Annotated in this window: 15 protein-coding genes; 8 read left to right on the forward strand and 7 right to left on the reverse strand. The window is 41.0% G+C overall.

Annotated elements, in window-relative coordinates:
- Positions 1-119: 119 nt before the first annotated feature.
- Together NST24_RS17100 and NST24_RS17105 are read right to left on the reverse strand one after the other, a co-directional pair.
- Positions 120-1,517: a bifunctional glycosyltransferase family 2 protein/class I SAM-dependent methyltransferase gene (locus NST24_RS17100; protein WP_342462039.1), complete on the reverse strand. Its 1,398-nt coding sequence runs from the start codon at positions 1,515-1,517 to the stop codon at positions 120-122.
- Between the two features lie 136 nt (positions 1,518-1,653).
- On the reverse strand, positions 1,654-3,018 hold the full coding sequence (locus NST24_RS17105) for a sugar porter family MFS transporter (protein ID WP_342462040.1): 1,365 nt from the start codon (positions 3,016-3,018) through the stop codon (positions 1,654-1,656).
- 270 nt (positions 3,019-3,288) lie between these two features.
- On the opposite strand from NST24_RS17105, the gene NST24_RS17110 reads away from it, so the two are divergent.
- Entirely contained in the window at positions 3,289-4,254 is a 966-nt protein-coding gene (locus NST24_RS17110) for an LCP family protein (protein ID WP_342462041.1), read from the forward strand.
- 167 nt (positions 4,255-4,421) lie between these two features.
- Entirely contained in the window at positions 4,422-5,303 is an 882-nt protein-coding gene (locus tag NST24_RS17115; protein ID WP_173408353.1) for a Cof-type HAD-IIB family hydrolase, read from the forward strand.
- 56 nt (positions 5,304-5,359) lie between these two features.
- Here the strand turns inward: NST24_RS17115 and NST24_RS17120 are convergent, their stop codons facing one another.
- The 5 genes from NST24_RS17120 to pgsB form a co-directional block, all read right to left on the reverse strand.
- Positions 5,360-6,583 carry a C40 family peptidase gene (locus tag NST24_RS17120; RefSeq protein ID WP_342462042.1) on the reverse strand — a complete coding sequence of 408 codons (1,224 nt, stop codon included), beginning with the start codon at positions 6,581-6,583 and terminating at the stop codon, positions 5,360-5,362.
- Between the two features lie 106 nt (positions 6,584-6,689).
- A complete protein-coding gene (locus NST24_RS17125) occupies positions 6,690-6,860 on the reverse strand; it encodes a hypothetical protein (RefSeq protein WP_008343253.1) in 171 nt (56 codons plus the stop codon).
- A complete protein-coding gene (locus tag NST24_RS17130; RefSeq protein WP_024718710.1) occupies positions 6,857-8,023 on the reverse strand; it encodes a CapA family protein in 1,167 nt (388 codons plus the stop codon). Before NST24_RS17130 ends, NST24_RS17125 begins: the two co-directional genes overlap by 4 nt.
- Before the next feature lie 18 nt (positions 8,024-8,041).
- The gene (gene pgsC / locus NST24_RS17135; RefSeq protein ID WP_007497520.1) at positions 8,042-8,491 is read right to left on the reverse strand and encodes a poly-gamma-glutamate biosynthesis protein PgsC; all 450 of its coding nucleotides are present in this window, start codon (positions 8,489-8,491) and stop codon (positions 8,042-8,044) included.
- A 15-nt stretch (positions 8,492-8,506) separates the two neighbouring features.
- Complete coding sequence (gene pgsB, locus NST24_RS17140; RefSeq protein ID WP_007497522.1) at positions 8,507-9,688, reverse strand: poly-gamma-glutamate synthase PgsB; 1,182 nt, start codon at positions 9,686-9,688, stop codon at positions 8,507-8,509.
- 747 nt (positions 9,689-10,435) lie between these two features.
- Here pgsB and NST24_RS17145 point away from each other — a divergent pair.
- The 6 genes from NST24_RS17145 to rbsD all read left to right on the forward strand — a co-directional run bounded on the left by NST24_RS17145 (position 10,436) and on the right by rbsD (position 16,504).
- Entirely contained in the window at positions 10,436-11,917 is a 1,482-nt protein-coding gene (locus tag NST24_RS17145; protein ID WP_341017705.1) for a spore germination protein, read from the forward strand.
- Complete coding sequence (locus NST24_RS17150; protein WP_216895262.1) at positions 11,907-13,004, forward strand: endospore germination permease; 1,098 nt, start codon at positions 11,907-11,909, stop codon at positions 13,002-13,004. Before NST24_RS17145 ends, NST24_RS17150 begins: the two co-directional genes overlap by 11 nt.
- Positions 12,994-14,136: a Ger(x)C family spore germination protein gene (locus NST24_RS17155; protein WP_342462043.1), complete on the forward strand. Its 1,143-nt coding sequence runs from the start codon at positions 12,994-12,996 to the stop codon at positions 14,134-14,136. The genes NST24_RS17150 and NST24_RS17155 overlap by 11 nt, the downstream gene beginning before the upstream one ends.
- 117 nt (positions 14,137-14,253) lie before the next feature.
- Positions 14,254-15,240 (forward strand): LacI family DNA-binding transcriptional regulator, encoded by a 987-nt coding sequence (locus NST24_RS17160; RefSeq protein WP_342462044.1) that lies wholly within the window; start codon positions 14,254-14,256, stop codon positions 15,238-15,240.
- A complete protein-coding gene (gene rbsK, locus NST24_RS17165) occupies positions 15,237-16,115 on the forward strand; it encodes a ribokinase (protein ID WP_135009608.1) in 879 nt (292 codons plus the stop codon). Before NST24_RS17160 ends, rbsK begins: the two co-directional genes overlap by 4 nt.
- Positions 16,112-16,504 (forward strand): D-ribose pyranase, encoded by a 393-nt coding sequence (rbsD, locus tag NST24_RS17170; protein WP_017360008.1) that lies wholly within the window; start codon positions 16,112-16,114, stop codon positions 16,502-16,504. Before rbsK ends, rbsD begins: the two co-directional genes overlap by 4 nt.
- Position 16,505: the final 1 nt, after the last annotated feature.

The following is a 16,505-nucleotide window of genomic DNA, read 5'->3' on the forward strand; positions in this document are numbered from 1 at the left end:
TAGAAAACCTTTGCAGTCTAGGAAGGACGAGTACCGGAGCGGAGCGAATGAAGGATTCGCGAGCACCGGCGCGCAGGACTGACAAAGAATGCGAGGGTTTGCCTACACGCTGAGGCGGATTACCCGGAGGGGGAACCGCCTTTTTTACGTGCAACGATCAAAAGCTGATAGAGCGTCACTTGATCAGATAATGCTTTTGTTTGAAAGCCAAGTGACTCTCCTACTCTCGCCACTTCGTCAAAAAACAATTGAACGTTTTGATCAATTGGCACATTGATCGGCTGTTCAATCACGCGATGAAATAAATGGTCTGGAAAGAGCGCCCGCATTGTGTTTGGTGTGAAAAATCTCATATGTGTTCGATCTAAAATCCCCACATCTTGATACGTAAAATCACCTGCCATTAAAGGCAGCAGTACTTCCGCATGCATCATATTAGGTAAGCAGCAAATGATCACGCCACCTGGTTTTAAAGACGCATGCGCTTGAGCTATCAACTGCCATGGGTCTGACACATGCTCTAACACATCAGAAAAGATCACAGCATCAAAAAAAGCTTCTTTCTCTGACCAAGGATACGCCTCCGCTTTTGTCTCAATCACTTCTTTGTAATACGCCTTTGCCATCTCTGCTTTTAATGCATCCGCCTCTACTCCGTACATGTCAACGGACTGCCGGTTGATCAGTTCAAGTCCTGTCGCCCCAGCACCACAGCCAACATCCAGCACACATCCGGCATCCTCAGGGAGCAGTGTTGCAAAATATGGATGGGGCGTTATCAGGTTTAAATCAATGCCCCATTTATCTAAAAAACGAAGCCTGTTTTCCGCAAACAACGTAGAGATGTTCGTTTCTTCATTGGCATTGAAGGTAGCATGACCGTGATGATGCACAAAAGAATCATGGACGATTTGCAGCTGGTATCCCTTCAGCAACGAACGCAGACAAAGGTCATCATCCTCAAATGATCCATATACAAATCGCTCATCAAATAACCCTACATCCTCGATCAGCTCTCTTTTGACCAGCAGACAAAAACCAACAAGTCTATGCACATATGTTCTTTGACCTTTTTTCGAAGCCGTATATGCCTTCGCAAAGGCAGGAAGCTCCTTCACATCTGTGTAAGATGGCTGAACGAGCTGAGGACCACTCACATAATTGGAGACAGGGCCTACCATGCCAATACGATCTGATGCAAAAAGGGCTTCTCTTAAAGGCAAAAGCCAGTTTTCGGTCACAATCGTGTCGTTATTTAAAAAAAGAAGACTATCTCCTGTTGCCTTTTTCGCCCCTTGGTTACAGCCCTTGGCAAAACCTTGATTCTTCTCGTTGTCAATCAACACGACATCTTCCAGTTGTCTCACATATTCCTTTGTTCCGTCTGATGAAGCATTATCCACGATAATGAGTTCATATTCATCACGCCGAGTATGCTCCTTGATACTGTCGATACATTTTTTCGTTAGGTGCAGTTCATTGTACGTCAGCATCACAATGCTCGTTTTTCCTTTCATCTCATTTCCACCTTTCGCCCGCCTGTTCCATATGTATGTCATAGGCAGCACGTTCAGAAGATGAGTGATTGTCCTTTCTTGATTAAACGTTTGTTTAACAAAGGAAGACCAGCTACCTCATGCAGCTGGTCTTTTTTCATACCGTTTCCCCTTTATCATTGACGACGGCACGGTTTCTCTTTTTTAAATCTTCTTCAATCTCTTCAAGACTTTTCCCTTTCGTTTCTGTGACTAAATATTTCACAAATAAGAAGGCACCTATGCCGATGGCTGCATAAATAAGGAAAAGGTTACTGATGCCAATTGCACTTAACAAGGTTGGGAATGTGAGCGAGATGATCAAATTCCCTGTATGCAGTAGGAAGGTCGATACCCCCGTACCAATTCCCCGGACATGTACCGGGAACAGCTCCGGCAGCATCACCCATACGACCGGGCCCCAGCTGACAGCAAAAATGACGATGAAAAGTCCTAAACATATAATCGTTGTCCACCCTGCAGCTGTTGATCCCTCGAAAAAACGATTGACCACTGCTAGAACAATCAAACTAAGAACCATCCCTACATTTCCAAATAGGAGTAACGCTTTCCGCCCGACACGATCAATGATTTTAATCGCAACAAACGTCATGACAACATTGACTGCACCAATTCCTACAGTTCCTAAAATGGCTGCTGAATCGCCAAAGCCGACACTTGTGAATGTTTTTGGTGCATAATAAATGATTGTATTTGTCCCAATAAACTGCTGTAAAAAGGCTAAGCCGACACCAGCAATTAAAGCGGGGCGCACCCATGGCTCGAGTAATTCCTTAAGACCGCCTTTTTCTTCACTTTCTGCTTTTTGAATATCCGCAATTTCGTCTTCAACTTCCTGCTTATTTTGTCTAAGTTTTGACAATATTTCTTTCGCCCGATCCGCCTGTCCTTGGACAAACAGCCAGCGAGGACTTTCTGGCATAAACAAAATACCACATAACAAGAGCACAGAAGGAACAACGGCAATTCCAAGCATCAGACGCCATGCCTCTGCATCTGCTAAAACGTAGTTCACAATATAGGCAAGAAGAATACCAAATGTGATCATGAGTTGGTTTAATGAGGAAAGTGCCCCTCTTGATTCCTTTGGCGCAAGTTCAGATAAATATAATGGAACAATCGTCGTCGAGCATCCGACAGCAAGTCCTAGCACGATTCGGAATAAGACCATGACCTCCGTATTCGGTGCAAGGGCTGTTCCAAATCCGCCGATAATAAATAAAATGGCTGCGGCGATTATCGCTTTTTTCCGTCCGAATTGATCTGTCAGTTTTCCAGAAAGAGAAGACCCGAGCATCGCCCCAATTAAAATCGAGCTGACCACAAGTCCCTCTGTAAATGCATTTAAACCTAAATCCTCTTTCATAAATAAAATAGCGCCAGAAATGACACCTGTATCGTAACCATATAAGGCGCCGCCAAGTGCGCCGAAGAAATAAAGCCACCCATTCCGATTTTTCATGATCATAACCCCTCTTTTATCTATGTAATGACTGGATGTTTCTCTATGAAAAATCATTTTCCTCACTTCCTGTCATTTCAAACATTTCGATGTTTTATGACAAATATATTTCATTTGCGTATCATTGAAACTTTTTTAGATAAGGAAACGTCAATTAAGCGTTAGTGAAAAAAATGTCGCACTATATCCCGTTTTAAGGTATATTTGTTTTAGTTTGTAAGCAGGAAGAAGGACATCTTTACTATAAAATCATAGCGAGGGTTTAAATATATGGATCAAACAAGAAGTAAACGCAAAGGCAAAAAGCGTTTAAAACCATGGGTGAAAGTCACTCTTTTTATTTTTGGTATTCTTTTACTGACAACCGCTTCTGTCACCGGCTATGCCTACTATAAAGTGACATCGGCTGCCAAAAAAGCACAAGTCTCTCTAGACCGCGGTGCACAATCTGTCAAACGGATTGAAGCATTTAATCCTGGGAAAGACAGCTTTTCTGTCTTGCTGCTTGGCATTGACAGCAGACCAGGCGAAACCGTCAAACAAGCACGAAGCGATGCAATGGTATTAGCGACAGTAAATCGTACGAATAAAACCGTGAAATTATTAAGTATTCCAAGGGACTCATATGTTAATATTCCAGGTCATGGTTATGACAAAATCACACATGCACACGCATTTGGTGATGCAGACCTCACGGTGAGTACAGTTGAGAATTTACTAGATATCCCTGTCGACTTTGTGATTGAAAGTAATTTCAAAGCATTTAAAGAAATTGTGAATGAATTGAATGGTGTTTCCGTTAACATTAAAGATGAATATGTTGTGAAACAGATTCTTAAAGATACAAAGGGCAAAGTTCAGCTGCAAACGGGTACTCACACACTAGATGGTGATCAAGCTCTCGCTTATGTGAGAACAAGAAAAGCAGACAGTGATCTCATGCGTGGACAGCGTCAAATGGAAGTTTTAAAAGCCATTTTCGATAAATCAAAATCAGTAACGTCTATTCCGTCTTATGACAATATCATAGATACTCTAGGTGATAACGTCTCAACTAACCTGTCAATGAAAGAACTAGTCGGTCTTTTCCCACTACTCACTTCATTGAAATCTGTTGATACGATTCAACTAAAAGGATCTGATTACCAGCCAAATGGCGTTTATTATTACCAATTGGATCAAAACCAACTGAACGAAGTCAAAACGGAATTGAAGAAACAGCTTGAATTATCATAAAAACAGAAAGCGTCCTTTTGGGCGCTTTTTCTTATATCCTTGATCAATTGACCATTTTTGTTTAGCCTTAAAGAGAGGAATCCACGATCCGACTCTTTCATGAGAATGAAGGAAATCGTACATACTTTGAAGAGGCTATTGCATGAATGAAGGAGGATATAACAGCAATGAAAAAGATGATTGCGATTGATTTAGACGGTACACTCTTAAATACGAAAAGTGAAATATCCGCTCAAAACCGGCAAGCATTGATTCGTGCGAAGGAAGCTGGATATATTGTGACCATTTGTACAGGGCGCGCGACTTTTGATGTAAAAGAGCTTCTTGGGGATTTGGACATTCCCATTATTGCGGCAAATGGAGGAACTGTCCATACAGAAGGGTACAAGCTCTTCAGCAGAATCACCCTTGATCAAGAAGCTGGAAGACGTGCTGCAAAGGAATTAGTGGAACGGAACATTTATTTCGAGGTCTATACAGACGATGCCCTCCTTTCCCCATTTGATGGAAAAGAAAAGCTCAAAGCTGAATTTGATATGATCAAAAGCGCCAATCCTCATGAGGATGTAGCTGATTTATGGGAAGGGGCGATGACTCAATTTAAACAGTTTGGTATCAAACCTGTCGATGACATCCGTCAAATTTTTGAGTCGAATGAACCAACTTATAAATTACTATGCTTCTCCTTTGATATGAATAAGCTGCAAGAAGCACGAGATCTTCTTTCTAAGATGCCTGAGCTCTCCTTGACCTCATCTGGAGAACATATCATTGAGGTACTGCCAAAAGAGTCAGGTAAAGGACATGCCCTCAAGAAACTTGCAGCCCATTATGGCGTAGACCGATCCGATATTTATGCGATCGGTGACAGCCCTAATGATCTATCCATGTTCGATGAAGCAGGACACAGGATAGCGATGGGGAATGCGGTGGATGTCATTAAAGAAAAAAGCACCTATATCACAAAAGGCAACCATGAAGATGGCGTCGCCTATTTTATTGATCTGCTTTTGCAGAATCAATTTCAAGAAAAAAAGACGCTTGTCTGATCAGCGCCTAGTGAGAAGTTGAGAAGTCCGATCCGAGCATTGATCGGGCTTTTTCTTTATTTTTTGATTCTAACGGCCGTCTCATATTTATCCTTCCAATACGTACTTGTTTTCATATTGGTAATGACAACGCCATTTGAAACCGTCACATGAATGACTTGATTTGAACCAGCATAAATGGCTGGCATCAACGAAGTCCCTTTAAAAAAGACAAGATCTCCTGGCTTTAGTTCCGATCGTTTTACAGGTGTGCCTGCTTTAACTTGTCCCGGCGCATAGCGAGGCATCTCAATTCCAAGCACTTCTTGATAGATATACTGCGTGAATCCTGCTGTATCAAAGCCTTGCTTTGGGCTCGCACCACCTTTTACATAAGGTACTTCTCCAATATACGTAGCGGCTTTTGATACGACTGGGTCTTCTTTCGCTAGTTTCAGCTCAGTTAATCGTTTCGCACCTGTCCATTTCTCACGCCAATACGATTCAGACAAATAAGAAATCGTCACACTTTCCGAACGGCTCGCATGAATAAAGCGGTCCCCTCCGATGTACATTCCTACATGTGAAATTCCTTTTTTATACGTGTTGCTAAAAAAAACAAAGTCTCCAGGGCGAATATCGTCTCGTGCTACTTTCTCTCCAACCATCCATTGCTGCTCAGCACTTCTTGGTAAATAAATCCCAAGTGATTTTTCAAATAAATATTGTAAAAAACCTGAACAATCGAATCCTACTTTTGGATCTGATGCCCCGAATACATAAGGGATTCCTAAATATTTCATCGCATCTTTCACCAGTTGATCATCCGACATCTCTTGGGAGACAGGCAGCCGTTTGACCGCATAGAACCGATCGGTCCAATATTTACTTTTGCTGATATCTGTTTTCACCACCCCTTGACTGAGTGTGATGTGGATCACTTGATCATTTCCAGCGTACAAAGCAACGTGTGTCGGGATGTCTTTTGTTTCTTCAAGACTGCGAAAATAGACAAGGTCTCCGGGCTTCGCTTTTCCCCATGATACGTTTTCACCGATTTGGTATTGATCGATCACCTTTCGCGGCAAATCAAATGCACCTGTTGTTTTGTATACATATTGTATAAAGCCAGACGCATCAAAGCCCGTTTTCGGATCGATTCCTCCTTTATGATAAGGCGTACCTATCAGCGTTTCCGCTTGTTTTAAAGGAGATGTTGTTTGAGCAGACACCTCTGTTTGAGACATAAACATAAGTCCTACAATGGCACATCCTCCAAGCAGTATTCCTTTCCATTTCATCCTCTCTTCCTCCTTTCTTTTATAGTTTCGACATGACCCCTTTCATTTTACACCTTTTTCCGTCAAAAAAGAGCACGCCTCGCGTGCTCTTTTCATCATCATTTCTTTATTTACTCGCTTCCGCTTTTGACTGCTTTTGCTGTTCAATTTTCTGCATTTCAACCGAGATCTTTTGTTTCTCATGATCTGTGAGGCTGTCACTAAATTTAAAAGCAGACATAAAGACAAAGACTAAAATTAACGCAACAAACGGCCAGCTTGCTTTAAGGAATTTCATTTTTTATCCTTCCCCTCGTTTTCTTTTAATGTTTGAACTTTATCAGAATGATCGACTTCAAAGAAAATATGTCCGTCTTTTTCTTTCCAATCCGCATTCGTGCCATTTGTCAGCATACGGATAATCGATTTTGATTCAAGAGATCCTGCTTTAACTGGAGCAGGTGTCGCTTCTTTGATGTACATTGGAACCACTTCAAATGTCGCTTTTCCATCTTCATTCAGATGATACTGAACAATGGCAGAATCACGTGTTCTTGACCAGCCTTGGTCAAAAATAAAGTTACCCAAGCTATAGAAAATCGCTGTTCCGTTATAGACTTCCATCGGCTCAAGAACGTGCGGGTGTGCACCGATAATGATATCAGCACCAGCCTTTGACATCGCTCTTGCCAGCTCTCTTTGTCTGTCGTTTACTTCATTGTTATATTCCTGTCCCCAGTGCGCATGAACAACAACGATATCTGCCTTTTCAGCAGCTTGTGAAATCATCGGAATAAAGATAGATGGATCAGCTGGCAGAATACCTGCCTTGCGATTTGTTGCTTTAAAATCTTTTCCATATACATCTGTAAAACCAAGGGTAGCGATTTTAACGCCATTCACTTCTTTGTATGAAATGTTCTGCTTCGCATCTTTGACGTTGCGCCCTGCCCCTGTATAATCCATGTCAGCTTTTTCAAAGGCATCAATCGTGTTATTTAAGCCTTTTTCACCGTAGTCTGCTGCATGGTTATTCGCAAAGTTTAGTACAGAGAAATTCAAATCCTTTAACGCTTGTACAGAATCTTCATCTGTTTTCAAATGAATATTCTTTTGTGCTGCCTGTTCCTTATCTGAAGCCACTGGATGCTCAAAATTCCCAGTTACATAATCTGATACATCAAAATACGGCTTCGCATAGCGGAACAGGTGCTGCTTTCCATAGCGGTCTGTGACTTTCTCTACATTTCTTCCAAACATAATATCTCCGACAAACGAAGCGGTCAGGATGTTTTCTGGATTCTTTTCTACAGTTGGTACTTGTGCTTTCCCGATAAATGTAAATAGAAATGTACAAGCAATGACAATCGGTAAAGCAATCAGTACATGTTTATTCGTCTTTTTCTTTTGGTTCTTTGTGATTTTCAGCAGCTTTTCCTGAAAGCTCAATTTTTTATTCATCATTGGACACACCTTATCTTAAAATAGATAGTAAACATACATGATGGCAAATGTTGCACCACTTAGAAGTAATGTGCTTCCAAGGGTAATCGTAAGACCTTGCTTTTGAATCGTATTCGCAATCAATCCAGGCACGATGATTCCGATTCCACGGAATTCTGCTATTTCAAACGGAACCACTGGATAGAAGAAATCAAATATGAGCTTTAGGGCAATTCCTGTAATCAGCATCGCCGCAAACTTTCTGCGTCCGTACAAAATCATAAATTTCGATAGACCAAAACGAACGATCACATATGTCAGCAAGCTGACAGATAAAACAACTAAAATGAAGACTGGCTGGTTAAAGACGAGCGCCAGATAACCTGGAACAACCAACCCAGCTGGTACGATTCCTGTTTTTTCTGCAAAGATTAAACTGAGTAGAACACCTAAAATTAACGAGATATAAAGATCTGATCCGAACATTTTCTATATTTCCTCCTAGCTGACAAGCTGCTTAATTTTGTATTCTTGAATTTTTTCGATTAAAGGTTCAGCGGCGCCGTGAATATTGCCGACTCCATAAACCACTCGATTATGAAGCTTTTTCTCAAGCATGTTCATAATTTGTTCTGTAGATTGATATTCAAGGTTGTGTAAGTGGTCAGCCGGAATTTTTCCATCCTCAAATGCCTTCACAATTGGATCTGTCGTTTCACCAATTAAGACAAGATCACTTGCTTCAATATAAGGAAGTACATCCTCCGCAAACTGGATCGTTCTATCTACGCGATCCGCACGACAGTTCATGATAATAATCGGTTCATCTGTTGGATACCCAATTTCCTTCACACGCTTCCAAATGTTCAATGTAGATGCTGCGTCATTAGCCGCAAATCCATTTACAAAATGTCCAGGTGTTTTTGCGTCCATTAATGGAAGAATTCTCATCGCTCCTGGATCAGGCGGCGCATTTAACATGCCTCTGAATGCCGTATCTTCATCAATTCCCAATGCTTGTGCGACACCAAGTGCAAGTGAAGCATTATCCGGGAACACCATGTACTCGAATTTCCGTAAATACTCATCGGTAATCTTGGAATTATCTGCAACAATCACTTCAGTATTGCGTTTTTTCGCAATCTCTTTAAAGAAATCTGTATATTCACTATCCGTAATAACCAAGTGCCCATTGTAAGGAATTGTCGCTGTAAAGGCTTCAGCTATTTCATCAAGAGTTGGCCCCATCACATCCATATGATCTTCAAGAACGTTTACGATCACGCCAATATTCGCTTGAAGCAGCTCTTCCTGAAAGATAATTTGGTAATCTGGATTCACCGCCATACATTCACTGACGATGGCATTTGCTCCTCTTTCAACGGTTTCTCTCATAACTTCTTTCTGCTCTCCGATATTCGGTCCTTGCGGTTTCCTTTTAATCGGTTTTTCTTCTGGCGTATCCCAATAAATCATTCTTGCATCCGTTCCTGTTGTTTTGCCGACAGTTTTATAACCTGCCTCCATTAAGATACCGGTTGTCAATCTTGTAACGGTAGACTTTCCGCGTATACCATTAATATTGACGCGTACCGGCAGGGCATCGATATTTTTCTGATGACGCTTCTTTTCAATAAAGCCAATCCCTAACATGATGACACAGGCTATAACGATTAACCACATCGCTTATCTACATCTCCTTTTTTTATGAGTGTGATATGTAAATTCAATCAACAGTATATAGGTTCAGCATAAAATCACAATCGGTATTATGTAACATAATCTTTCACTTCCTCGTATGCCAAATTCCTCTAATCAGAAGGCGTATTTGCCTATCTCACGCTCAAATGAAAAGGCCAAAAGACGGACAAAATGACGACTGAATTTCTGCTTCAAACAAGAGAAAGCGTTACCATCAAACAGTGGAAAATCTTTTGTCCTTTTCTCCCTAAATTTTTCGACAATTATTAAGATGTATTTTGAATCAATGTTTTAAAGCCCTCTCATCTCTACGAAATCAGTCATATCAGTGCTTTAAATGAATAGTGCGTGTTTTAGAATATTTTATATTTTTAAATGAACAGGTTAGAAAGTCATCCTCATTGGTCAGAACGCTATGTGTTGACCTATGACAAAGGTCACCTCTCAAAAAATCAAGTCATCTGCTTATTTTCAGGTCACAAAAAATTGGGATAAGATGTCAAAAATTAATCATTTTGTTATAGACTCTTTTTACGATATTCACCCCTTATGACCTAAACAATGAAACATTATTCATTTCTTTTTATCAAGATTCATCATTTCTTAACATTTTTAATGTGATTTTAGTTGAAAGTTGTCGGTGCGTGTCATGCTTTCCCCAAAGATGACGCATAAAATCATCTTCTCGGCTTACACTATGGTTAAAAAATCTGTGAGAGGAGGCTAAAGATGCCAAACACGAATGAGCAAACACGCTTACACTTTTTATCAGGTGGTTTTGAGGAAAAGATTCGGATTCTGAAAAAAGCATTTCAGCAAAGCGCTGATTTTGAATACCGGGAATTAATGGTGAATGAAACGAAATCAGTGCTGTTTTATATTAAAACAAGAGTTGAAGAAAGCAAATTAAACGACTTCATTATCGGCAACTTGCTCGGTCCTCCTGGAGAGCAGAATTATACAAAATCACTTAGTACACTCGAAACAGGAGACTTGACGCTGATTGTCGACAGCATTATTGCAGGAAGCATTGCTTTCCTTGATGAAAAATCCTCACAGATCAAAATATTTGCCGTTGGGCAGCCGCCGCTGCGTTCCATTTCTGAACCTTCTTCTGAAAGTATTATTGCAGGCGCACATGATGGGTTTGTTGAGAGTTTAGATACCAATTTATATTTGCTGCGTTCACACTTAAATGATCGAAAACTTGCAATCCAGTATCATAAGGTCGGTACAAAATCTGAAACAAAGGTTGCGACGGTTTATATTTCTGATATTGCCAATCAAGAAAAGATAGATGAGGTTAACAAACGAATTTCTTCTATTAAAGTAGACACGCTGCTTAGCCCCGGTTCTATTGTAGAGGCGATTGAGGATGATTCGTATTCCATCTTCCCGCAGCTTATTGACACAGAACGACCTGATAAAGTGAGATCTGCCATTCTTGAAGGAAGAATTGTTGTGCTGATGGATGGCAGTCCAATGGCTATCATTCTGCCTATTACGTTCTTTAGCTTCTTTCAATCACCAGATGACTACAATAGTCGCTGGATTCCGGCTACGTTTATTCGTATTCTTCGTTATATTGCCTGTATCATCGCTGTGATTTTGCCTTCTTTTTATATTGCAGTCATCGGCTTTCATTATGAGGTAGTCCCGGATGAATTAGCGATTACGATGAAAAATTCCATTATCGGCATTCCTTTTCCGCCTTTAATAGAAGCAATGCTGATGGAGATTACGATTGAGCTCATACGAGAAGCAGGGGTGCGACTGCCAAAGCCAATTGGTCAGACGATTGGAATTGTAGGCGGTTTGGTTATTGGGGACGCTGTTGTAAAAGCTGGACTCATTTCGAATGTTCTTATCGTTGTGGTCGCCGTGACCGCTGTTGCTTCCTTTGTTCTTCCTTCGTTTGAAATGACGTCTACCATCAGGATGCTGCGTTTTCCCCTCATGTTCATGGCATCGATGTTTGGGTTTATTGGCATTTCATTCGGCCTGTCGATCGTCCTGATGAATTTATGCCGCCTCGAATCACTAGGTGTCCCGTATTTATCACCAGTGGCTCCATTTAACTGGCAGGACTTAAAAGATACTGTGATTCGATTACCGATGTGGATGTATAAAAAGCGCCCTGTTTACTTAAATCCAAAAAAGAAAGAGCAAATTGAAAATTTGAGAGGATGGAAAAATCAAGATGAAAAATAAAATATCTCCATCTCAGGCTGTCTTTTTTATCATTCAATCTCAAATTGGTGTCGGTATTTTAGCCCTGCCTCATTTGCTCATGAAAGATATGGGGCATGATGGCTGGATGGCTATCATTTTGGCCTGTTTTTTTATCCAAATCATCAATACCATTTTTATATATATCATTCACAAATATCCTGAGACATCATTTTTCGAGGCGTTAATTGAGGTTTTTGGAAAATGGGTTGGGCGAATCTTAGTGGCTCTTTATACAATTTATTTCGCCTCAGTCTGTATTGTCGTTCTATCTATTTTCACGAGAATTCTGGGTATATGGGTTTTACCACTTACACCCAATTGGGTCATCAACCTACTACTCATGATATCCATCCTTTACATCGCCAAGGAACAAATTACAGCGATTGTCAGATTCAACTTTATTCTGACTCCTTTTTTACTCTTGTTGTCTCTCATCATGCTGTATTCATTAAAAGGAACCAATATCGACTACCTTATGCCCTTTTTCCAAACGGACTTCTCTCAATTTCAGCTTGGATTGAAGGATGTTGTATTATCTATGAATGGATTTGAGATGATTCTGATCATCTCTCCACTGATGAAAGGCACCATTAAAGCGCGATACAAGGTCATGACCATTGCCAATATATGCACGACTCTTTACTACCTATTTATCACAGTGATTTGTTTTATGTTTTTCAGCCCGATTGAGCTTAAAATCATTCCAAACCCTGTTCTTTATCTGTTAAAAACCATTTCGTTCGGTGTGATTGAGCGGACAGATCTGATTTTTCTTAGTTTCTGGGTATTTATCATTCTTGCCACACTCAGTAATTATCTTTACTTTTGTGCAAATGGCGTAGCAAGTATTCTCAAGAAAAAAGACCACAAAAAATACGTCTTTTATTTTGCCATTTTGATCTATGCGGCTAGCTGTTACCTTGCAACCGATAATTTTAGAATTCAGCGTTTTAATGATTTTACCACCATCGCTCAATATTCATTTATTTACACACTCCCAATCTTTATGGCCATTATCATCTTTATCAAACATCGCAAAGGGAAGGTGAAATCACATGCGTCATAAGTACATACTGACTTTGCTCATGTGTGTTTCTCTCATATTCATGCCTGGCTGCTGGGATCAGAACCTATTAAAGAATATCTCTCTTGTTTTAACCTCTGCTGTTGATCAAGGAGAGGATGACAATGCGAAGTACTCGATTACTTATCGAAAGGTGCAGCAGTCTCAAAGTATGGAGCAAGGAAATACTGGCAGCTTTTTAACCACTCTTCTCACAACGGAAGCACCTACTTTAAGAAAAGCAAGAACCAACTTCAGCCGGATAGTGGATCAAAAAATAGACATGTCGAAAATGCGGGTGATGCTGATCGGTGATGAATTTGCCCAAAATCGTCTTCTTCCCTACTTAGATATGTTTTATCGTGATCCAAAAAGCCCCCTCCTCGCAAATCTTGCCGTTGTTCAAGGGGGGACCTGTGAAGAAGTGATTAACTCGCTGCTGAAGGAAAAACTCATTGTGAGTGACTATTTAAATAACTTGATCACAACCGCATCACGCTCCTCCCAAGTAGCACCTAAAAACATTCAAAGTATTCGATCTAAAATGCTTCAAACTGGAGAGGATTTCACACTGCCGTTAATCTATTTTGATCAATCGAAGAAATTAATCAGTGTAAAAGGGGTTGCTCTATTTGATAATGAGAAGAAGAAAGGCGAGTTGTACGGTCAAGATGCGATCTTACTCACCGTCATGGACGGAAAAATGGGCAAGTATGCCAACTTCACCAAAAAAGTGAGAAGCGACATGAAGTCAAAAGAAAACAATTACATTACGATTCAAGTCACTGATGTGAAGAGAGACATCGAGATTCTAAATCCTGATCATCGAAACTTAACATACTCACTCAAATATGAATTCGCAACCTCTGTCCTTGAGTACCCAAAAGATAATCTAGATACAGACAAAAAAATTGAAATGCTTAACAAAAGACTTTCAACCATCTTGACAAAAGAAGCAGAAAAAATTGTTGCTGCCCTGCAAGATGCGAATTCCGATGTGCTAAGCCTCGGCAGAAAATACAGAGTCAGACATTATGATGAGTATATGAAAATGAATTGGGTCACCGATTATCCAAAAGTGAAGATCATCCCAAAAATCAAAGTGAACATTACCCAAACGGGCATTATTAGTTAAGAAAAGGAAGACGTCCTCTTTCTTTTCTTTTTTTATTTTTTTAAGATTGTTTTTTCAATGCTTTCATGATAATCTATCTGTGTAAACGGTTACACATCAAAGAAGGGAGGCACTCCATTGGCTACAATTAAAGATGTTGCAAAAGCTGCTAAAGTGTCTGTTGCAACTGTTTCACGCGTGCTCAATGATACTGGATACGTCCATATTGATACGAAAACCCGTGTGACACAAGCGATGCAGGAGCTAAACTACTTCCCCAATGAAGTGGCACGATCCCTTTTTAAAAGAGAATCTAGATTAGTTGGTCTCATCTTACCTGATATCACAAACCCCTTCTTCCCTCAGCTGGCTAGAGGCGTTGAGGATGAGATTCATGCACACGGTTTTCGCTTATTATTCGGAAACAGTGATGAAGATCGGGAGAAGGAAATGGCCTATTTACAAACCTTTAAGCAAAACCAGGTGGTCGGTGTCATCGCTGTCACAAACGAACCTGAATCGGATTTGTACAATGATGATGAACTGCCTGTTGTCTTCTTAGATCGTACCGTTCCAAATGCACCTTCTGTGTTTGCAGATGCTACGGCAGGTGGGAAAATGGCTGCAATGGAATTAATCAAACGCGGCAGTCAGCAAATCACATTGCTAAAAGGGCCCGCTCATCTTCAAACGGCGCGGCAAAGATTCAAAGGCGCACTTGATGTTCTGACTGAAGAAGGTGCTAACTTTCATGTGATGTCTAACGCTTCTTTTTCTTTTCAGGAAGTCCGAAAAAGCGCCAAGGCTCTTTTCAAGCTGTACCCTGAAACAGATGGCATCATTGCCAGCAATGACATCGTCGCAGCAGCCGTCGTACACGAAGCGCTTCGTATTGGAAAAGCCATTCCAAAAGAAGTACAAATCATTGGATTTGATGATATTCCGCAAAGTGAACTGCTCTTCCCTTCTTTATCAACGATCCGGCAGCCTGCCTATGATATGGGGAAAGAAGCCGCAAAGCTGATCATTAAAGCCATTCAAAAACAGCCTATAGATCAAGCAGTTATTCAAATGCCCGTCTCTTTTATTGAACGAGAGACCACAAGAAAGGTGGATTCACAATGAGTCAAATAGTTGTCGTAGGAAGTTGTTCCATGGATCTAGTTGTCACATCGAATAAGCGTCCCAATGCAGGAGAAACCGTCCTAGGCGAATCATTTAAAACGGTTCCTGGGGGAAAAGGAGCCAATCAAGCAGTGGCAAGCGCAAGGCTCGGTGCAGATGTATATATGATCGGCCGAGTTGGTGATGACGCGTATGGTCAGGACATTATGAGCAATTTGCAAGCACAAGGTGTTCGTACCACCTATATGAAACCGGTTACCGAAATGGAAAGCGGAACAGCTCATATCATTTTAGCTGAAGGGGATAACAGCATTGTTGTCGTCAAAGGAGCAAACAATGAGGTAACACCTCATTATGTAAAAGATGCGCTTTCTTCTATTGAAAATATCGGAATCGTCCTCATCCAGCAGGAAATTCCTGAAGAAACAGTCGAAGCCGTCTGCGCCATTTGCAGCGAAAAAGGGATTCCAGTCATCTTAAATCCCGCACCAGCTCGCAAAGTCTCTCAGCAAATATTAGATCAAGCTGCCTATATCACGCCAAACGAACACGAAGCAGCTCTTATGTTTGATGGACTCACCATAGCAGAGGCTTTGCGCCAATATCCAAACAAATTACTCATTACAGAAGGAAAAAATGGGGTTCGATACTTTGACGGATCAAAAGAAGTGTTGGTACCGGGCTATCCTGTGAAAGCCGTCGACACTACAGGCGCTGGCGATACTTTTAACGGCGCTTTAGCTGTAGCACTAACAGAAGGAAAATCCCTATACGACGCACTTGCCTTTGCTAACTTAGCCGCATCTATCTCAGTCACAAAATTTGGTGCCCAAGGCGGCATGCCAGCAAGAGAAGAATTGGAGAATAAGAAATGAAGAAAAATGGTATTTTAAATAGTCATATCGCCAAGGTGCTTGCTGACCTTGGTCATACAGATACGATTGTCATCGCAGACTGCGGCCTGCCCATTCCAGAAGGCCCGGTCAAGATCGACCTTGCATTATCCATCGGCACACCATCCTTTCAGGAGGTTACTTCCCTCCTTCTTGAGGAAATGGCTGTTGAACACATCACGATCGCCAGTGAAATCAAAGAAGCCAATGAGAGAGATCATTTATTTCTAAAGAAAGCGTTCTCACATCCATTAGATGAAGTCGATCACGAGACATTTAAAGACATGACCAAACAGGCAAAAGCAGTGATTCGAACGGGTGAAGCCACCCCATACGCAAACTGCATTCTTCATGCCGGTGTCATCTTTTAAA

The sequence above is a fragment of the Bacillus sp. FSL R5-0286 genome (genome assembly GCF_038593245.1).
Lineage (GTDB): Bacteria > Bacillota > Bacilli > Bacillales > Bacillaceae > Bacillus > Bacillus altitudinis.